Source organism: Methylomarinum sp. Ch1-1, from assembly GCF_030717995.2.
GTDB classification, from domain to species: Bacteria; Pseudomonadota; Gammaproteobacteria; order Methylococcales; family Methylomonadaceae; genus Methylomarinum; species Methylomarinum roseum.
In genome coordinates this window covers 4,368,720-4,388,021 of the sequence record NZ_CP157743.1, presented here as the reverse complement: position 1 = coordinate 4,388,021, position 19,302 = coordinate 4,368,720, and the positions used below count along the sequence as shown (strand labels likewise).

The window sequence follows — 19,302 nt, the reverse complement described above, 5'->3', positions numbered from 1 at the left end:
CGGAGAGCGCAAGATAGTCATTTTTCCGATGGGTTTTTTCGGCGAGCGTTCTTCCCATCTTACTCAGCGACACATAGACGGCGCTTTCCGGCTAGAGCGCGAGGTCTTTAAACCGCGCAAGGAATAATGAATATTTTTAGGTTTGCGCTGTCGCATTCAGCAATAGCAAGACTTTTGTCGACCGCTTGAACACATTAACAAGTTAAACAGAGAACGATGGCAGGTAAAACTTTATACGACAAATTATGGGACGATCATGTTGTCCATAGCGAAGAGGACGGATCTTCCTTGATCTACATCGACCGGCAGTTGGTGCACGAAGTGACATCGCCGCAAGCCTTCGAAGGCTTGCGTTTGGCCGGCAGAAAGCCATGGCGCACGGCCAGAAATCTGGCGGTCGCCGATCATAACGTGCCGACGACCGACAGGGAGCAGGGTATCGCCGATCCGGTTTCGCGTTTGCAGGTGGAAACGCTGGATAAAAACTGCGCCGAGTTCGGCATTACCGAGTTCGACATGAGCGACGTGCGTCAGGGCATCGTCCATGTGGTCGGGCCCGAGCAGGGCGCAACACTGCCGGGCATGACTGTGGTCTGTGGCGATTCGCACACTTCCACCCATGGCGCTTCGGCGGCGCTGGCGTTCGGCATCGGTACTTCGGAGGTCGAGCATGCGTTGGCGACCCAGTGCTTGATACAGAAAAAATCGAAAAATCTGCTGATCAAGGTCAATGGTCGAGTCGGGCCAGGCGTCACGGCCAAGGATATCGTGCTGGCTATCATCGGCAAGATCGGCACCGCCGGCGGCAACGGTTATGCGATCGAATTTGCCGGCGAGGCGATCACCGCATTGTCGATGGAGGGACGGATGACGGTCTGCAACATGGCGATCGAAGCGGGCGCGCGCGCCGGTCTGATTGCCGTGGACGACACGACGATCGATTATTACCGCGATCGACCGTTTTCGCCGAAGGGCGAGCACTGGCATATGGCGGTGCGAGCCTGGGAAAAACTGCATTCCGATGACGACGCGGTGTTCGATAAGGTCATCGAGCTGGATGCCGCCGCGATCAAGCCTCAGGTGACCTGGGGAACATCGCCGGAATTGGTGGTCGCGGTCGATGAAGTCGTGCCTGATCCGGCTGCGGAAGCCGACCCGGTCAAGCGGCAAAGCATGCAGCGAGCGCTGGAATACATGGATTTGAAAGCGGGTCAGAAGATCGCCGACATTCACGTCGATAAGGTGTTTATCGGTTCCTGCACCAATTCCCGCATCGAGGATTTGCGCCAGGCAGCTGCGGTTGCCAAGGGTCAGAAGGTCGCCGACAATGTCAAACAGGCGCTGGTGGTGCCCGGGTCGGGGCTGGTCAAGCAACAGGCCGAGCAAGAAGGTTTGGACAAGGTCTTTATAGAAGCGGGTTTCGAGTGGCGTGAGCCGGGGTGCTCGATGTGTCTGGCGATGAATGCCGACCGTCTGGAGCCGGGCGAACGTTGCGCCTCGACTTCCAACCGTAACTTTGAAGGACGGCAGGGCTATGGCGGCAGAACTCATCTGGTCAGTCCGGCGATGGCCGCCGCCGCGGCGATTACCGGTCATTTTGTCAATGTTGCCGAACTGGCGGGAGACGCGCAATGAGAGCTTTCACCACCTTAACCGCGCTGGTGGCGCCGTTGGACAGAGCCAATGTCGATACCGACGCAATCATTCCAAAACAATTTTTAAAATCGATCCGTCGCGCCGGTTTCGGCCCCTATCTGTTCGACGAATGGCGTTATCTGGACCATGGCGAGCCGGAAATGGATTGCAGCAACCGACCCTTGAATAAGGACTTTGTGCTGAATCAGCCGCAATATCAGGGGGCGGAAATTCTGCTGACGCGGGAAAATTTCGGTTGCGGTTCTTCGCGTGAACACGCGCCTTGGGCGTTGGAGGATTATGGTTTCAGAGCGATCATCGCGCCCAGTTTTGCCGATATTTTCTACAACAACTGTTTCAAGAACGGCATTCTGCCGATTGTGCTGGATGCCAAGGTCGTCGACAGTTTGTTCCAGGAAGTCAAGGATGGCTATCGCTTGACGATCGATCTGGAAAAACAAACCATCACCACACCGGCGGGCCGGGTCATCTCTTTTGAGATCGATGAATCCCGCAAACATCGTTTAGTGAACGGCCTGGATGATATCGCTCTGACCTTGCAGCATGCCGATGAAATAAAGGCCTATGAGTCGGAGCGGGCCAAACGAGCGCCGTGGCTGTTCGCCGATTGATGCCTACGCCGTCGTCGCAGCGCGGGGTTTCGCGAGCGCTTTACTCAGCCTACCTGGAGGATTTCTGCGCGGCGCTCAGGATGAATACAGCAATTCCCCGTTTGAGCGTTTTAGAGGGGAGTGTCTGTCGTGGAACGGCGTTCACCCAGCACCTAAATTATTCTGGAATGTAAATGTAGCCCAAAAGGCATGGAATTTAGGTGCTGGGTGAATCCTTGGGGCTTGACGTCGGACTCCCTGCCGCCGACATCCTCGCCAAACACACCTCAATCCCTCTTTATTATCAAAATCGGGAATTGCTGGGATGAATAAATAAATTGAATAAAGGTTTTATATAGATGACAAGAAAAATTGCCATTTTGCCGGGGGACGGCATCGGCCCGGAAATCGTTGCGGAAGCCGTCAAGGTATTGGAGTGCCTGAACACCGATATGGATTTGGGGTTGGAGTTCGAGAGCGGGCTGATCGGCGGCTGCGCTTATGATGAGCACGGCACGCCGCTGCCTCAGCAAACGCTGGATTTATGCAAGGCCGCCGATGCGGTGTTGTTGGGCGCGGTCGGCGGGCCGAAATGGGAGCCCTTGGAGCACGCCGTTCGTCCGGAACGCGGGCTGCTGGGCATTCGTTCCGAATTGGAACTGTTTTCCAATCTGCGGCCGGCGATTCTGTATCCGCAATTGGCCGACGCCTCGACCTTGAAAGCCGAAGTTGTTTCCGGGCTGAATTTGATGATCGTCAGGGAGCTGACTGGCGGGATCTATTTCGGTCAACCGCGAGGGGTCAGAACCTTGGCAAACGGCGAAAAGCAAGGCTATAACACGCTGGTTTACAGCGAATCGGAAATCCGCCGTATCGCCCATTCGGCTTTTTCCATCGCCCAGAAGCGGAACAAGCGCTTATGTTCGGTCGACAAAGCCAATGTGTTGGAATGCACCGAATTGTGGCGCGAAGTGATGACCGAGGTGAGCAAGGAGTATCCCGATGTCGAGCTTAGTCACATGTATGTCGACAACGCCTCGATGCAATTGGTGAGGGCGCCTAAACAGTTTGACGTGATGGTGACCAGCAATATGTTTGGCGACATATTGTCCGATACCGCGGCGATGTTGACAGGCTCTATCGGCATGCTGCCTTCCGCGTCGTTGGATGCGAACGGCAAAGGCATGTATGAGCCGATACACGGTTCGGCGCCGGATATCGCCGGGCGGGGCGTCGCCAATCCGCTGGCGACGATCCTGTCGGTGGCGATGATGCTGCGTTACACCTTCGCCGAAGCGACCGCCGCCGATCGCATCGAAAAAGCCGTCAATGCGGCCCTCGATGCCGGCATCAGAACCGCCGATATTTATTCGGAGGGAAAGCAAAAAGTCAGTACTGCGGAAATGGGTGACGCAGTCGTAAATGCCTTAAAAAACGGAGCGTAATTATGTCTAAGACCTATGATGTGGCTGTTGTCGGTGCAACCGGCGCGGTCGGGGAAGTCATGTTGTCGATCCTGGAAGAAAGAAATTTTCCGGTCGGTAACGTTTATGCATTAGCCAGCAAGCGTTCGGCCGGTAAACGCATCGCCTTCAAGGGCGGTTCGATTAAGGTCGAAGACCTGGCGGAATTCGATTTTTCCAAGGCGCAGATCGGCCTGTTTTCGGCCGGCGCCGGGATCTCTGCGGAATATGCGCCTAAAGCGGCCGCCGCCGGTTGTGTCGTGATCGACAATACCTCGCAGTTCCGCTATGACGATGAGATTCCGCTGGTGGTGCCGGAAGTGAACCCGGATAAGATCGCCGACTATAAGAAACACGGTATCATCGCCAACCCCAACTGTTCGACGATTCAGATGCTGGTGGCGCTGAAGCCGATATACGATGCCGTCGGTATCGACCGCATCAACGTCAGCACCTATCAGGCCGTTTCCGGGTCAGGCAAAGAAGCGATGGAAGAACTTGCCTCGCAAACAGCAGCCTTGCTGAATGGCAAGCCGGTCAAAGCCGAGGCCTATCCGAAACAGATCGCCTTCAATGTATTGCCGCAAATCGATGTGTTCATGGATAACGGCTATACCAAGGAGGAGATGAAAATGGTATGGGAAACCCGGAAGATATTCGGCGATGAAACGATAAGAGTCAACCCGACAGCCGTTAGGGTGCCGGTGTTTTATGGCCATTCCGAGGCCATTCATATCGAAACCAAGGCCAAGATTTCGGCCGAAAAAGTCAGGGAATTATTGTTGAACGCCCCGGGCGTTACCGTGCTCGATGATCGTGTCGATGGCGGCTATCCTACCGCAGTGACTGAATCGTCAGGCAAAGATGACGTTTTCGTCGGCCGTATCCGCGAGGACATTTCTCATGCGCAAGGCATTGATTTATGGGTGGTTGGTGACAATGTGCGCAAGGGCGCGGCATTAAATAGCGTACAAATTGCAGAAGAGCTGGTAAAAAATTACATCTAGGCTAAGCTTACCCAGTATATTTGGTTATTCTCGGTAAAGAACTGTGGTCAATATATTTGTAGGAGAGCGAAGTGCGCAATTTAACTAAAACTTTAGCGGTTGTATCGTTACTGGCACCGGCTAGTGCACAGCCCTTGGGAATTGGCGATCTTAAATTGCATTCAGCCCTTAATCAAAAACTCAATGCCGAGATTGACCTGTTGTTGTCCGCCGATGAAAATCCTGCCGATATCCAGGTAAGATTGGCGCCGCCGGAAAAATTTGATGAAGTCGGCGTGCCATGGAGCTATTTTCTGTCGAAAATCAAATTCGATACCGTGGTGCAGCCTAATGGCTCCGTCGTGGTCAAACTCAGTTCCAACGAGGCGTTGAAAGAACCTTTTCTGGATTTTCTGGTGGAAGTGAGCTGGGAAAAAGGCAATCTGTATCGTGAATTCACTGTGTTAATCGATCCGCCGGCGGCTTATCAGCAGCCGGTGATTCCGGTTGTCGAAAAAGCCGTGCAAGCGCCCGGGGTTGACGAACAAACAACTCCGGTCGTCGAGGAATCGTTGTCAGCACAGCCCGCTCCGGCCATTAACACTTCCACCGAGGCGGTTGGGAAGGTCGCGGTCGACAGTTATGGACCAACAACGCCCAGGGACACCTTGTGGAGTATCGCGGAAAACGTTAAACCATCGGCTGATATCGCCACCGAGCAAATGGTCATGGCGATCTATCAGGCTAATCCGCGCGCCTTTTATCAAGACAATGTCAACGCCTTGATGTCTGGAAGCACGCTTGAAATTCCTGATCGCGAGGCGGTAATCAAGCTGTCTAAAAGACAGGCTTTTCAGTTGTTCAAGCAACAAAACCAAGCATGGAAGGCGGCGGTTGAACAGAAGCCGGCTCAAGAGTCGGTTGCCGAAGCGGAACAGCAGGCCGAGGCAAGTCAACTGGAATTAGTTGCGCCGGTCGAAGCCGAAGTTGAAGAGCAAGTTGTCGTCACGCCGGAGCAACAGGCAGCTGCAGAACAGGCCCCGGAGGAAGGCTCGCCCGAGGCGGCGATAGCCGAGCCCGAAGTTTCTGAGGAAACGGCGGCTGTCGACGAGACGGGAGATGAGCCGTCGACCGAACAGACCAGTAACCTGGCCATGCAGGCGCGCTTGGAGAAACTAGAGCAGCAATTGGAAATGATGCAAAAGCTGCTGGTCATGAAAGATGAGCAGCTTGCCGCTTTACAGAATAAACAATTGCTGGAACAACAGCAGACTCAAGCCGCGACGACGGAGCAGGTAAGAACGGCCGAGGAGACGGTTAAACCGGCTCAGCAAAGCAAGCCGGTCGATCAGCCTAAACCCGCACCGCAACCCGAGCCGGTTGAAAAAGCCAAGCCTAAAGCGAAGGCTAAATCAGCCCCGTCTAAGCAAGCTGAAACCAGTTTTTTTGCGGATAACTATTATTTGCTGGTGGGCGGCCTAGGCGTGGCGATATTGGGTGTTTTGGGGTTATGGTGGCGCAAACGTAAGGTTGAGGAAGAGGCGGAAGCGGAAAGCATGTTCGCGTCATCCAGTGAAATCAGAATGCCGGATTCCGATGTTTCCGTGTTGAATGTCGACGATAATACGCCGGCCTATGATGTCGGTACGGTCGGGGAAAGTTCGTTCCTGAGCGAGTTTACCCCCAGCGATTTCGATGCCTTCGAAACCGATCAGAATGAAGTCGACCCTATTTCCGAAGCCGATGTTTATTTGGCATACGGACGATATCAACAGGCTGAAGAATTAATGCGTCAGGCGATCAAAGACGAACCGGATCGTGAGGATTGCAAGCTCAAATTATTGGAAATCTTTTATGCCAATGAAAACAAGGAAGCTTTTGAAGAGTATACCTTGGAGTTGGTCAAGGCAGGGTTGCATGAGGATCATGCATTTTGGTCCAAGGTGCTGGAAATGGCGAATGAGATCATTCCCGATTCCGCGGTATTGGCGCAGCCCAAAGACTCTGACGAGGCTGATTTTGACAGCGCTGAACTTGAATCCGATGAGTTGGAGTCATCTGATCAAGCCGAAGCCAAGCCTGAACAAGATAAGGATGAGATCGGTAAAGGAAACGTCGATTTAGCATCATTTGGTGAGTCCGTCGCGGATGAAGAGGAATTCAAACTCGATAGCGAGGAAGCGCTGGCCGACAATCAGGATTTAGATTTTGACCTGAGTTCGTTTGCCGAACCGGAAATCACGGGCGGCAGCGATGAACAAAATGCCGGAGACGAGACTGACCGAGCAGAAGAGGAATTGGAAGGCGTCGAATTTGATCTGAGCTCATTATCCGAGCCTGAGCCAAAAAGCGATGATGAGGCGGCCATTGTGTCGGAGACCGAAGATGAAATTGAATCGTTTGATTTTAATTTCAGCACCGAGGAGACTGAACAGAAAGTTAGCGGCGATGAGGCCGCTATCGCTTCGAAGGCGGAGGATGAAATTGAATCGTTTGATTTTGATTTCAGTACCGAGACTGAACAGAAAGCTGGCGATGTAGACGATAGCGGATTGAATTTGGATTTGCCTGATGACGGCGATGAAACGGAAACGCTGGAAAGCTTCGATTTTTCAACGACCAGCGAGTCGCCGGATACGCAACAGAAAAGCGCAGATGCTGAATTGAAAGACGATAGCGAGGATGATTTCGAATTCAACTTTGATTTCGATGACACGACATTTTCGGGTTCTTCGGAACAGGAAGAGGGCGAGCAAGGTGGTGTGGCTGACTTAACCGATATGGATGAGTTTGAAACGAAGATCGATTTAGCCAAGGCCTATATCGATATGGGGGATGAAGAATCCGCAAAATCGATAGCCGAAGAGGTACAGGAAAAAGGTAATGATCAGCAAAAACAAGCTGCTCAGGCCATTCTGGAACAGCTGCAATAATCACAAAGATGTCAAAATACCCAAAAAAAGCCCGTTCAGGGCTTTTTTTATGCCTGCTAGAATCATGGCAATGCGAGGTTTGTAGCGGCAATCCGGTCAATAGTCGAGTAGGCGGGCCGAATAGATAGAAACACAACAAGTCGAAGTCTTGCATGTTGATTTCACTCCCCGAACTGTCAGCCCACTGTGCGCGGTTAGTAACTATTCAGCTTGATACTGAGATAATATTTCTTTTACTATCAATTGCTTGTGGAAGAAGTGTATGCGACAGGGATGTCGCATCCAAGCCTATAGGGATATATTCACCCAGCACCTAAATTCCATGGCTACTGGACTATATTTTACATTCCAGCATAATTTAGGTGCTGGGTGAACGGCGCTCCTCGACAGACACACTCCATGCCCTAAACACCGCAAAAATACTCAAACTGAATTGCTGCCTTGTGCGGCGTAGGCTTGACGGCGGCTATCTGCCCGCCAGGGATGGTGGAAATGCAGATTTTGCAGGAGGAAAAAATCTGCCATGCCGCCGACACCTGTCAATCGAGCCACCGATTCCTCTTCCGACATTTGGGAAAGTTATTTCATACTCGTTCCTTAGAGCGCAAAAAGGATCGCTTACATTCGATACGGGGACTTATCTGACTGAAGCCTATGTCAGCGAAAACGGCAAGGCGGACGGCCGAATGCTGAGAGAGATTGAGCAAACTCTCGATGATGCCGACGCCCAGGTTGTCGGCATGGTGCGCAACAAGTTCCGGGTGATCGCTCCAAATCCGGGGCGGCGGCTCCGCGCCGGCGACATTCTGGTGATCGAAGCCGAGTCGCAGTCATTGGCGACGGCGCTTTCCAGTCTTGGTCTTGAAATTCAGAAAGACACCGTAGCGGATACCGGGACGGACTCCATCCCACGGAAAACGGCTGGCAATGAAAAAAACGACGACGATAAGGGCGAAGGGGAGAGCGAAGAAACAGCCTTGCTGGAAGCGGTCGTCAGGCCGGGTTCCAGCCTGATTGGTCGTTCCGCCAATAATATTCGATTAAGCAGCCGTTATGGTCTCAATCGTAAGTATTCACACACCCTAGCTGAAAATACAAAATAATTGACAAACCGACACAAGAACATTGTACAAATCCATTAAGAAGCCTTAGTATTTATCCCATGCAACTCAGTAACCAGGACCTAAGCCAAATCGATGAAGACGAGCTTCTCAATTTACCGGAAGAGGAATTACGTTACCTATCGATTAAGTTACTTAACGACCTAAAAGAAGCGCGTGAGCGCTTAAGCCAAAATTCGCGCAACAGCTCTCGTCCACCTAGCAGCGAAGCGCCTTGGGATAAAGCAGCTACAGATAATACAAACGATCAAGAACAAACGGAGATCGATAAGTCTGCTGAAACGGAAGACACCGTCACCCCCCCGTCGCCTTCTAAAAAAGATCAGCAACAGTCCGCTGATCCTAACAATGAACATCAAGAACCCCGCAAACCCGGCAAACAACCAGGCGCACAAGGCTTTGGCCGGACACAAAAGCTAGCCATTACCCACTATCAAGATCATTACCCTGAAATATGTGCCTGCTGCCATCAAACATTAGAGCCGCGTCATGCTATCGCCTATGCCGCGTATGAAACAATCAATGTCGAATGGGGCGATGTTGAGCATCCAGGCATTCTAGTCACCCATACCAAGCACACTCTCTATGAAGTAGTGTGCGCCAATGGACATATCACGCGCAAAGAAGTCAGTCGTAGCAGTCATGCTCAATTGCCGGGTATTAGCCGAACTGAATGGCGTTTAGTGGGGCCTGGACTGGCAGCAATGATTGTTTGTCTTGCCTACCGTATGCGCCTATCGCGTGAGCGTATTCAGGAATTTTATATGACTGGTTAGGTATTAAATTAAGTGTTGGCACCATCAATAATACCCTGCATGAAAGTGGCGCAGCGGCTATGCCGCTTGAAGATGAGTTTGCACAAGAAATCATTAACAGCGAATTGCTGCATGTAGACGAAACCTCCTGGATGGAGCACACGACTTTTCTTTGGTTATGGGTGTTCAGTACGAATCGCGTCACAGCCTATTGGATTGCTACGCGTAGCGCTGAATTATTGGAAAATCTTTTAGGCGACGACTTTAATGGTTGGTTAATGAGCGATGGCTACACGGTTTATCGCAAATATCTGAGTCGGTTACGTTGCTGGGCTCATCTTCTGCGTAAAGCGAAAGGGCTCAATGAAAGCTTAAACAGAGACGCCCAGCTTTTTGGTCAACAAACGCACGATTTACTGGCTGTGTTGATAGGTGCGGTACGCAAAGCGCGAATAACACCACCTGATACGCCACTTTCTGAAACTTATCGCCTGCAATTACTGCTCTATCAGCAGATGTGTATACAAATGAAAACCCATGAACATAAGAAAACAGCAGCATTAGCCACGGAAATGCTAAATGACTGGACAGCTATTTTCCAAGTTCTGGATCAACCGCATCAGCCCTTAACGAATAATGAAGCGGAGCGAGCGTTGCGCCACTGGGTTATTTTACGCGGCATTTGCTATGGCACGCGCTCGGAAAATGGGACGCGTGTGTTCGCTATTTTAATCAGCGTCATTGAAACCTGCCGCAAAAGAAATCAGTCACCGTGGATTTATTTGGCACAAGTGATCGCAAGTCAGCGGTCAGGCTTGCCGGTACCGGCCTTGCCAATTGTTAGGGTGTCTGAATAATTACTCTCAATCTGCTGGCTATTTCTCGGCAGGGGCGGAGTTCAATCAAGCGGCGGCGGTTCACTAAAATCATGGCGGGCGATGTTCTATTACTGCAAGGTCCGCTGGAAGCTTTGTCCGGTTTCTCCGACGAATTCGGCTGTGTGCCTCTGGCCAAACGCGCCATCCATATCCGGGATAAACGTAAATTGGCCATTGCCACGATAGTGATGACCATGGCGATTGGAGGCGCCGCCCTGGGGTTGTTATCCGCGGCAATCTCCTTTGCCGCCGGCGCTCTGCTGTTTACCGTGCTGAGAATAGTGCCGGCGCGGAATATTTATGATGCTATCGATGGGCCGGTGATTTTGTTGTTGGCTTCATTGATTCCGGTGGCCGGCGCCATGACGACGACCGGCGCGGCCGATCGGGGCTCCCAATGGTTGTTGAGCAGCATCGGTCAAGAAAGCCCGCTGATGGTGTTGGCGCTGATCTTAATAGTCACGATGACCTTGTCCGACTTCATGAACAATGCCGCTACCGCGGCGGTGATGAGTCCGATAGCGCTGAGCACCGCCGCAAATCTCGAAACCAGTGCCGATCCGTTTTTGATGGCGGTTGCGATAGGTGCATCATGCGCGTTTCTGACTCCGATAGGCCATCAGAACAACCTGTTGATTCTCGGGCCTGGCGGCTTTCGTTTTGGCGACTATTGACGTCTGGGGTTGCCAATGGAAATTCTGGTTGTAACCGTCAGCGTGTTGATGTTGCCTAAAACCCGAAAGATACTGAATAGTAACAAATTCGTTAAAGGTTTTGCAGAATGGCCTGTTCTAGGCCGATAAAGTGGTCGATTTGTCGCTGCAGCGTCGCAAAACTGCTCAATGCCGCTTCAATCTCACCGTCGCTCAAATGGGTCTCCAGCCGATGAGCGGCATTTTGTAAGTCCTTGAAGCCGCAAAACCCAACCGAGCCATGGAGCTTATGGGTTACATCCTTTGCCGACGTCCAATCCGTTTGCTCTAGCGCTTGCTTGATAACGTCTATTTGTTCCGGTAATTCGGAAAACAACTTGTTAAACAACACATTCGCCAAGTCTTTATTGTGCATCGTTTTTTCCAGCATCTGCTCGATATAGGCGTGGACCGGACTTTGTTTGTTGACGTTGTTGTTTTTTATCGGCTGCCATACATTAAGGACCTCGTCTAATTGTTCCAGCAGTACCGGTTTAATCAAGCATTCATCAAAACCGGCGTCGATCAATTTCTTGCGTTGGTGGCTCTGGGCGTGGGCGGTGATGGCGATGACCGGCGTATTGTGATTGATGCAATTCGACTGCTTGATCTTTTCCAGCAGTTCCAAGCCGTTGTAATACGGCATTTGTAGATCCAGCAAGATCAAACCATATTTGTTTTGTTGTAATAAAGAGAGCGCCTGTTTTCCATCTTCGGCCAGGGTAATGTCATCGGATCGCTTTTCCAATTGCGATTTAAGCAACAGACGGTTAATTTCATTATCATCGGCGATGAAGATCGGAAATGTTTGTTGAGGAATGGCCTGGGCATTATCAGCCGCTTCTGCTGGGACAGGTGCTGACAGCGTGGTTGTGTTTTCTATCAGTTGTTGCAGAAAACCCGAACGGCATGGCAGAGCCAGAGATTCTATCGTGCCCGAATTCAATAATTGATGGGTGATAAATATCACGCTAGCGCCTTTTGTATAGGGCCTTATTCTAGCGAGTTCGACATGATAGTCATCATCGCTGTTTATGTGTTCGGGAGCGGCGTATAAAATAATGTCCTGGCGTGTTTCCATAGACGCCTGATAATCTTCGATCGTATTAAAACATCGGTTTCTATAACCTAGATAGTTCAATTGTTTGATCAGCGCCTTACGTCTCAATCTAAACGGGTCGACCAATGTAACCAGGGTGTCGGCTTTCTTTCTCGGCGGCTCCAGAGCCGCGTTGACCGGAATATCAAACCAAAATACAGAGCCTTCTCCGAGGCGACTGCGGACGTCGATCCGCCCCTTCAGCCTTTCAATGATGTTTTTCGATATCGTTAAGCCGAGACCGGTTCCCAGTTCGTTATCAACCGCGTATTCGCTGATTTGTAAAAAGGGATGAAACAGGTCCTTGATCACTTCTTCGGCGATGCCGATGCCGGTGTCCGATACCGAGATAAACAGTCTGGACTGTCTGGTGAAGGTGCAGCGAATGATAATATGGCCCTGTTTAGTGTATTTACAGGCGTTTCCGACCAGGTTGGTGATGACTTGGCGGATACGGATGGGGTCGCTGTTGATCAGGGTCGGCGTTTGAGGGGCGATATCGATAATGATCTGGATTTTATCGGAGCGAGGAAGAATCGAGGTAATGCTGTTTTCAATGCATTCGCGGATATTGAAGGTGATGGTTTCGGTTTTGAAATTTCCCGTCTCGATGCTGGAAAAATCGAGGATTTCATTGACGATCGTCAGTAGATTGCTGGCCGAGGTCTTGATCAGTAAGGCTTGTTCCAATTGCCTGGGAGTCAGTTCCGACTGGGTGAGCAAGTCGATGAAGCCGATAATGCCGTTCATCGGTGTGCGAATTTCATGGCTGATATGGGCGAGAAACTGCGATTTGGTTTCGTTTTGGGAGACAGCCAGTTGAGTGGTTTTTTCCAGCGACTGATTTTTTTCTTCCAGGGTCTGCATCGCCAAGGTCAGTTCTTTGACGGCGTTATCAACTTGCTGCAATAGGTAATTTTGCGTTTGCTGCAGGCCGATGGCCATCGCATTGAAGCTATCGCATAACGTGGCAATTTCGGTGGTGCCGGTTTTCTTGGCTCGCGCATCCATGTTGCCGTTGGCCAAATCATCGGCGACCTCGGTCAAGTTAATAATCGGGGAGCTGATGACCTTGCCCAGACGAAGGGCGAACAGCGTGGCGAATATAAAGCAGGCGCTGATAATGGTTAGGCTATTCAGCAAAAAGCGTTGCTGGGCTCTCTTGATATTATCCAGCCCTAGGCCGATTTCCACGGAACCGATTTTTTTTTCAGCGTCTTTTTCAGCAAAATCAAAGAGACTGAGATCCATGTCGGCCGCGCTTTGCTGTAATAGTTGAATTTTAACGGGCGAGTCGAAAATTCGTATATTCCCCGTTTCTGTTCGAAGAATATGGCTGGCTAGCGCCAATGATTCACCTTGCGTATTTTTGATGCTGACAAAAACGACATCCTTTTCCTTCAACAAGTCGTTTGAGAGTTCTTGCAGCATCGGTTTGTTAGCGGAGAATACCCCGTAGATACTGGCCACAGCCAGTTGCTTGGAGATCGTTCTGCCGCGTTCATTCAAGGACTGCTCAAGATAATGAAACTGGTGTTCAATAAAATAATAAGTCAGCGAAATAACTAATAACAGGGCGGGAGCGACACCCAGGATGAATAATCGAAATCTTATCCCTTTGAAATTGATTTTCAGATGCATATGAAGTTAATCGTTAACGGTAATTGTCAGCATCATAAAGGAAGGAGAAGGAAAATTAAATTATGCTTGAGTACTTTAGAGAATTCTAATATTCTAAAAATGCGTATTACTTTAAAAAAAATCATATTCGGTGGCTTTTTCTGTTGTATAGTGCTATGAGCACTGGCACGATAAGTACGGTCCGAATAAGTAAAAAAATATCATGAGGAGAGTGTTATGGCTAGAATTGTAGTATTAGGCGCCGGAATAGGGGGTGTGCCTATGGCCTACGAAATGAAGGAGGTGGTGGGTAAAAATCATCAGGTTACCGTGATTTCCGATTCACCGACTTTTCATTTTGTACCATCGAACCCTTGGGTTCCCCCCAAATGGCGTAAACCGGAAGACCTGAAAATCGAGTTGGCGCCGGTGATGAAGAAAAAAGGCATCGAATTTATTCAACAAGCTGCCGTTAAATTAGACCCTGAAAACAACAAGGTGCATTTAGCCGACGACTCTACGGTTGAATACGATTACTTAATCATCGCCACAGGTCCTCGTCTGGCGTTTGATGAAGTGCCAGGTTTGGGGCCGGAAGGTCATACCACCTCGGTTTGTCATGTCGATCATGCCGCCATTGCGGCTCAGGATTGGGAAAAATTCATGGACGATCCGGGACCGATTGTGGTCGGCGCCGTACAGGGGGCTTCTTGCTTCGGTCCGGCTTATGAATATTTGATGATTCTTGAAACCGAATTGCGCAAACGTAAAATTCGCCACCAGGTACCGATGACATTCGTTACCTCGGAGCCCTATATCGGTCATCTAGGACTAGGCGGGGTCGGAGACACCAAGGGCTTGTTGGAAAGCGCATTAAGGGATAAAACGATTAAATGGATCACTAATGCCAAGGTCGATCGTATCGAGGAAGGCATGATGTATGTGACCGAAGTCGATGAAAATGGCAAGGAAAAGGCCAAACACGAATTGCCATTCAAGCATTCGATGATGTTGCCGGCCTTTACCGGTGTTGACGCGGTGCGTAATGTCAAAGCGGAAGGTCTGGTGAATCCGCGTGGTTTCGTGATCGTTGACGAGCATCAACGTAATCCGACCTTCAAAAACATCTATTCGGTAGGCGTCTGTATCGCCTTGCCGCCGGTGGAAAAAACGCCATTACCGGTGGGTACGCCTAAAACCGGCTATATGATCGAGTCTATGGTGACGGCGACGGCACATAATATTCGCGATGAATTGGCCGGTAAAGAACCCAGCGATGTGCCTAGCTTGAGCGCGCTGTGCCTGGCGGATCTCGGTGATACCGGTGTCGCATTTTTGGCGGTGCCGCAGATTCCACCTAGAAACACCACTTGGGCCAGCCAAGGAAAATGGGTGCATATGGCAAAAATAGGCTTTGAGAAATACTTCATGCGCAAGGTCAGAAAGGGCATCAGCGAACCTTTCTATGAAAGATTGATGCTGAAGCTGATGGGGGTCGTGCGCTTAAAATAGGAGCGAGCAATGACTATCGATCGTTGGGTTCTGGCGATTGCCGGAACGTTTATTCTAGTCAGCGTGGGCTTGGCGGTATGGCATTCCCTGTACTGGCTATGGTTTACCGCCTTTGTCGGTGCTAATTTGTTGCAATCGTCATTTACCGGCTTTTGTCCGTTAGCGATCATCCTGAAAAAAATGGGCGTCAAGTCGGGCACGGCGTTTTAATAGGCTATCACAGCGGGAGAATGGCCCCATGCCATTCTCCCGCCTATCTACTTTTTAGTGGCTATCACTATTTTTGTGTGCTTAGTCATCATTTCTTTTGCTCTCGATGGCGTTCATGCTGTCGTGAATCCTAATCTACGTTGCCGGTTTTTTCGATGCCGTGCAGATTATTACGCCTACTATTTTGTTTCATGCGCTCGGTTAATAAATCGCGGCGATCTGCTAGAATATTCAGATTAATGACTTGCCTCGATTTGTTGTGGCGGTGGTCGACCCCCGCGACAAAGCAGGAAAATTTCCAAACTGCCGTTGCTGATTACCTTGTCGATGAAAATAAGGGGTAATAATTATTCAGCGTAGTTTTATCAATGAACTACTGCCTAAACCCTGAAAGATACTGAATAGTTAGTGCGGCTTTTGTTGTTGTGGAAATTCTAACTTACTGATCTATAGGTTCTTTTTTTTGTTTGGAACATAGATTGCTTATGAATTCTTAATCGCAGGTTACCAGAATGGCGGAAGAAAATCCGGATGTAGGCGAAAAAAAATCGTCGAGAATACTGATGATGATCATCATTGTGTTGCTGTTGATCATTGCGGGCGGAGTCGCGGTATTTTTCATCAAAGATAAATCGGTCCTAAAGGGTGACGGAAGTGAAGCGCTTGGGCAGCAGGCCCATGCGGACGAGAATGCGGAAGCAACTGCTCAGGAATTTATTTACTATGAGCTCGAGCAGCCTTTGCGAGTAAATTTTCCCAAAGGCAGCAGCGCCAATCTGATCGAAATTCGGGTGGCTTTTTTAGTCGATCATGAAGAGGCCGAGGAAGCCCTGGAAAAACATGAGCCTATGATTATTAATAATTTATTGATGACGATTAGCGCGGCAGGCGCCGATAAATTAAAGCTGACCGAAGGTAAAAATGAATTACGCGCCAAGATACTTGAGGAGACGGGGAAAGTCATGAAAAAAATGACCGGCAAAAACGCTGTCAAAGAAATCTTTTTCACTGCGTTCGTGATGCAATAATATGTCGACGGCAGATCTTTTATCGCAAGACGAGATCGACGCGCTGCTGCATGGCGTCGATGATGGCGAGGTTGAGACCGAGGCGGCTGAGGAAGAGGGCGAACAAGGCGCGCGGGTCTATGATTTTACCAGCCAGGAGCGCATCGTCCGCGGGCGGATGCCAACGCTGGAAATGGTTAATGAACGATTCGCCCGTTATTTCCGTATCTCTTTATTCAATTTTCTCAGGCGCTCAGCTGAAATCTCGGTATCGGGCATACAAGTCCAGAAATTTTCCGAGTTTATTCAAAGTTTGTTTGTACCGACCAACCTGAACATTATTCGCATGTCTCCGTTACGGGGGCGCGCCCTGGTTGTGATGGAGCCACGGTTGGTTTTTACCGCGGTGGATAATTTCTTTGGTGGCGGCGGTCAGTTTTATAACAAGGTAGAGGGCAGAGAATTCACGCCGACCGAAATGCGCGTGATCCGATTGATTATCGACATTATTTTCAAGGACTTGGAAGAGGCTTGGAAACCGGTAATGGATATGGAGTTCGGCTATATGAATTCGGAGGTCAATCCCCAGTTCGCCAATATCGTCAGCCCGTCCGAGATTGTCGTTATTTCCACGATTCATGTCGAACTGGAAGGGGGGGGCGGCGATCTGAATATCGCCATGCCTTATACGATGATCGAGCCCATCAGAGAACTGCTCGATGCGGTGACCAGTGATCGCGGCGAAGTGGATGGGCGTTGGCGGGAATCCTTGCGCAGTGAAGTGATGCGCAGTCAGGTAGAGCTGAACAGTGTATTGGTGGAAAAGGAAATGACCCTACAAACCGTGATGAAGCTGCGAAAAGGCGACGTCATTCCCATCGAGATGTCGGAAACGGTGGTGCTGGCGGCCGAAAATGTGCCTGTCTTCAAAGGCAAATTGGGGTTGTCGGACGGTAATTACGCGATACAGATTTTAGAAAAACTAACTCAGGATTCCCTGTAAAGACCCTCGATAATCGTTTTTGATAGACTGGCGGCGAGGAAGCGAGATTTATCGGAGAGTCAATCGGGGGCCGTATCTCAGGCGGCGAGGAAGATTTTGCATGCAAGCGAGTGCTTTAACACAGATCGGGTAAGGTTATGAGTGAAAACGAGAATGACGAATTAGGCGACGATTGGGCCGCTGCGATGGATGAACAGTCGGGCGCCGAAGCCGATTGGGGTGATGCGATGAAGGAACAGGCCCAAGGTGGAAGCGGTGAGTCGTTTGACTCGGCGGAATTTCCTGAATTTGATGAAGACGGCCAGAATAATGACTCGGCTCTGGACGTCAATGGCGATGAACTGAAGTTGGATGTCATTCTCGATGTGCCGGTTACCATCTCGATGGAAATAGGACGCACCAAAATCAACATTAGAAATTTGTTGCAGCTCAATCAGGGATCGGTAGTCGAGCTTGATCGTCTGGCAGGCGAGCCGATGGATGTGCTGGTGAACGGCACCTTAATCGCGCATGGCGAAGTGGTCGTGGTCAACGATAAATTCGGTATCCGTTTGACCGATGTGATCAGTCCTTCGGAACGCGTGAAAAAGCTGGGCTGATGCTGACTCGACTGCTTGCTTTGTTCTGTGTGCTGGGGTTTGCCAGCGTCGCCTTGGCCGAGAATAAGGACTTGCCGTTGAAGCCGAGCGCCAAGACTTTGTCCTACAACGACGCATTAAACTGGTCCTTCAGTTTGTTACTGGTATTGGCGCTGTTCTTTCTATTTATTTGGCTGATTCGTAAGAGTGGGCAATGGTCAGGCGCCGGACGCAGTAATCTGACCGTGCTGGCCGGACTTTCGTTGGGCATGCGGGAGAAGGTGGTGTTGATCAAGGTCGGCGACAAACAGCTGTTGTTGGGCGTCACGCCGGGAAAAATAGACAAATTGATGGAGCTGGAAGGAGAGGAACGCTTGTTTCAGGAACCGGCAGACGGCGGCGCTTTCGCTCATAAATTGTTACAGGCAATGAAGGGGAAGAGCGGTGAATAAACTTTGTCGGATTGCCTTGCTGCTGGCGGCGGGCTTATGGCCCGAGACGGCGCCGTGGGCGGCCCCCGGCATCGATGCGGTGACCGTCACGACCGATCCGCAGGGAGGCCAGACTTATACCGTGACGATTCAGGTCCTGGCGCTGATGACGATGCTGACGCTGTTGCCGGCATTGTTGTTAACGATGACTTCGTTTACCCGGATCATGATCGTGTTAGGGCTGTTGAGACAGGCCATCGGCACCGCGCAGGCGCCCAGCAATCAGGTTTTGCTAGGTTTGTCGCTGTTTTTGACTATTTTCATCATGATGCCGGTGGTGGAAAAGGTCAACGAGAATGCGGTGCAGCCTTATCTGGAAGAAAAAATCGATGTGACTACGGCCTTGGAGAAGGCCTCCGAGCCGTTCCGCGAATTCATGCTTAGGCAGACCCGCGAGGCGGATCTGGAAATGTTTATGCGCATATCCGGTCGGGAGGATTTCGAGTCGATCGCCGATGTGCCGTTTTCGCTGTTGCTGCCGGCTTTCGTCACCAGCGAATTGAAAACGGCTTTTCAGATCGGCTTCCTGATTTTTCTGCCGTTTCTGGTCATAGACCTGGTCGTCGCCAGCGTGTTGATGTCGATGGGGATGATGATGTTGTCGCCGATGATCGTGTCGTTGCCGTTTAAAATCATGCTGTTCGTGTTGGCCGACGGTTGGTCTTTGGTGCTGGAAATGCTGGCCGCCAGTTTTTATATTTAAGGGGG

General features: G+C 50.5%; 17 protein-coding genes. 16 read left to right on the top strand and 1 reads right to left on the bottom strand.

Annotated features, from left to right (window positions below):
* Positions 1–216 precede the first annotated feature (216 nt).
* The 9 genes from leuC (at position 217) to Q9L42_RS19820 (ending at position 11,056) form a co-directional block, all read left to right on the top strand.
* Positions 217–1,635 carry a 3-isopropylmalate dehydratase large subunit gene (gene leuC / locus Q9L42_RS19860; RefSeq protein WP_305906655.1) on the top strand — a complete coding sequence of 473 codons (1,419 nt, stop codon included), beginning with the start codon at positions 217–219 and terminating at the stop codon, positions 1,633–1,635.
* Positions 1,632–2,267, top strand: coding sequence for a 3-isopropylmalate dehydratase small subunit (gene leuD / locus Q9L42_RS19855; protein ID WP_305906656.1), 636 nt, complete (start codon positions 1,632–1,634; stop codon positions 2,265–2,267). The genes leuC and leuD overlap by 4 nt, the downstream gene beginning before the upstream one ends.
* A gap of 338 nt (positions 2,268–2,605) precedes the next feature.
* The gene (gene leuB / locus Q9L42_RS19850; RefSeq protein WP_305906657.1) at positions 2,606–3,691 is read left to right on the top strand and encodes a 3-isopropylmalate dehydrogenase; all 1,086 of its coding nucleotides are present in this window, start codon (positions 2,606–2,608) and stop codon (positions 3,689–3,691) included.
* A 2-nt stretch (positions 3,692–3,693) separates the two neighbouring features.
* A complete protein-coding gene (locus Q9L42_RS19845; protein WP_349431696.1) occupies positions 3,694–4,716 on the top strand; it encodes an aspartate-semialdehyde dehydrogenase in 1,023 nt (340 codons plus the stop codon).
* A gap of 155 nt (positions 4,717–4,871) precedes the next feature.
* Positions 4,872–7,628, top strand: coding sequence for a FimV/HubP family polar landmark protein (locus Q9L42_RS19840; RefSeq protein ID WP_349431695.1), 2,757 nt, complete (start codon positions 4,872–4,874; stop codon positions 7,626–7,628).
* Between the two features lie 362 nt (positions 7,629–7,990).
* Positions 7,991–8,731, top strand: coding sequence for a TrkA C-terminal domain-containing protein (locus tag Q9L42_RS19835; protein ID WP_349431694.1), 741 nt, complete (start codon positions 7,991–7,993; stop codon positions 8,729–8,731).
* 59 nt (positions 8,732–8,790) lie between these two features.
* Positions 8,791–9,525: a DUF6444 domain-containing protein gene (locus Q9L42_RS19830; protein ID WP_349431491.1), complete on the top strand. Its 735-nt coding sequence runs from the start codon at positions 8,791–8,793 to the stop codon at positions 9,523–9,525.
* On the top strand, positions 9,507–10,361 hold the full coding sequence (gene tnpC / locus Q9L42_RS19825; RefSeq protein ID WP_349432745.1) for an IS66 family transposase: 855 nt from the start codon (positions 9,507–9,509) through the stop codon (positions 10,359–10,361). Before Q9L42_RS19830 ends, tnpC begins: the two co-directional genes overlap by 19 nt.
* Positions 10,362–10,432: 71 nt before the next feature.
* Entirely contained in the window at positions 10,433–11,056 is a 624-nt protein-coding gene (locus Q9L42_RS19820) for an SLC13 family permease (protein WP_305906661.1), read from the top strand.
* A gap of 91 nt (positions 11,057–11,147) precedes the next feature.
* On the opposite strand, the gene Q9L42_RS19815 is transcribed toward Q9L42_RS19820, so the two are convergent.
* Positions 11,148–13,814 carry an ATP-binding protein gene (locus tag Q9L42_RS19815; protein WP_349431693.1) on the bottom strand — a complete coding sequence of 889 codons (2,667 nt, stop codon included), beginning with the start codon at positions 13,812–13,814 and terminating at the stop codon, positions 11,148–11,150.
* 216 nt (positions 13,815–14,030) lie between these two features.
* On the opposite strand from Q9L42_RS19815, the gene Q9L42_RS19810 reads away from it, so the two are divergent.
* The 7 genes from Q9L42_RS19810 (at position 14,031) to fliP (ending at position 19,297) form a co-directional block, all read left to right on the top strand.
* A complete protein-coding gene (locus tag Q9L42_RS19810; RefSeq protein WP_349431692.1) occupies positions 14,031–15,305 on the top strand; it encodes an NAD(P)/FAD-dependent oxidoreductase in 1,275 nt (424 codons plus the stop codon).
* 9 nt (positions 15,306–15,314) lie between these two features.
* Positions 15,315–15,515, top strand: a complete 201-nt coding sequence (locus Q9L42_RS19805) for a YgaP family membrane protein (RefSeq protein ID WP_305906665.1) — start codon at positions 15,315–15,317, stop codon at positions 15,513–15,515.
* A 578-nt stretch (positions 15,516–16,093) separates the two neighbouring features.
* Entirely contained in the window at positions 16,094–16,543 is a 450-nt protein-coding gene (locus Q9L42_RS19800; RefSeq protein WP_305906666.1) for a flagellar basal body-associated FliL family protein, read from the top strand.
* A gap of 1 nt (position 16,544) precedes the next feature.
* Positions 16,545–17,525 carry a flagellar motor switch protein FliM gene (gene fliM, locus Q9L42_RS19795; RefSeq protein WP_349431691.1) on the top strand — a complete coding sequence of 327 codons (981 nt, stop codon included), beginning with the start codon at positions 16,545–16,547 and terminating at the stop codon, positions 17,523–17,525.
* A gap of 137 nt (positions 17,526–17,662) precedes the next feature.
* Positions 17,663–18,124: a flagellar motor switch protein FliN gene (fliN, locus tag Q9L42_RS19790; protein ID WP_349431690.1), complete on the top strand. Its 462-nt coding sequence runs from the start codon at positions 17,663–17,665 to the stop codon at positions 18,122–18,124.
* Positions 18,124–18,555: a flagellar biosynthetic protein FliO gene (gene fliO / locus Q9L42_RS19785; RefSeq protein ID WP_305906667.1), complete on the top strand. Its 432-nt coding sequence runs from the start codon at positions 18,124–18,126 to the stop codon at positions 18,553–18,555. Before fliN ends, fliO begins: the two co-directional genes overlap by 1 nt.
* Before the next feature lie 10 nt (positions 18,556–18,565).
* Positions 18,566–19,297: a flagellar type III secretion system pore protein FliP gene (gene fliP / locus Q9L42_RS19780; RefSeq protein WP_349432771.1), complete on the top strand. Its 732-nt coding sequence runs from the start codon at positions 18,566–18,568 to the stop codon at positions 19,295–19,297.
* Positions 19,298–19,302: the final 5 nt, after the last annotated feature.

What these genes read in the sequence shown, in the direction of transcription:
- leuC (WP_305906655.1), top strand. Translation starts at nt 217, where the DNA reads ATGGCAGGTAAAACTTTATACGACAAATTATGGGACGATCATGTTGTC.
- leuD (WP_305906656.1), top strand. Translation starts at nt 1,632, where the DNA reads ATGAGAGCTTTCACCACCTTAACCGCGCTGGTGGCGCCGTTGGACAGA.
- leuB (WP_305906657.1), top strand. Translation starts at nt 2,606, where the DNA reads ATGACAAGAAAAATTGCCATTTTGCCGGGGGACGGCATCGGCCCGGAA.
- Q9L42_RS19845 (WP_349431696.1), top strand. Translation starts at nt 3,694, where the DNA reads ATGTCTAAGACCTATGATGTGGCTGTTGTCGGTGCAACCGGCGCGGTC.
- Q9L42_RS19830 (WP_349431491.1), top strand. Translation starts at nt 8,791, where the DNA reads ATGCAACTCAGTAACCAGGACCTAAGCCAAATCGATGAAGACGAGCTT.
- Q9L42_RS19820 (WP_305906661.1), top strand. Translation starts at nt 10,433, where the DNA reads ATGGCGGGCGATGTTCTATTACTGCAAGGTCCGCTGGAAGCTTTGTCC.
- Q9L42_RS19815 (WP_349431693.1), bottom strand. Translation starts at nt 13,814, where the DNA reads ATGCATCTGAAAATCAATTTCAAAGGGATAAGATTTCGATTATTCATC.
- Q9L42_RS19810 (WP_349431692.1), top strand. Translation starts at nt 14,031, where the DNA reads ATGGCTAGAATTGTAGTATTAGGCGCCGGAATAGGGGGTGTGCCTATG.
- Q9L42_RS19805 (WP_305906665.1), top strand. Translation starts at nt 15,315, where the DNA reads ATGACTATCGATCGTTGGGTTCTGGCGATTGCCGGAACGTTTATTCTA.
- fliM (WP_349431691.1), top strand. Translation starts at nt 16,545, where the DNA reads ATGTCGACGGCAGATCTTTTATCGCAAGACGAGATCGACGCGCTGCTG.
- fliN (WP_349431690.1), top strand. Translation starts at nt 17,663, where the DNA reads ATGAGTGAAAACGAGAATGACGAATTAGGCGACGATTGGGCCGCTGCG.
- fliO (WP_305906667.1), top strand. Translation starts at nt 18,124, where the DNA reads ATGCTGACTCGACTGCTTGCTTTGTTCTGTGTGCTGGGGTTTGCCAGC.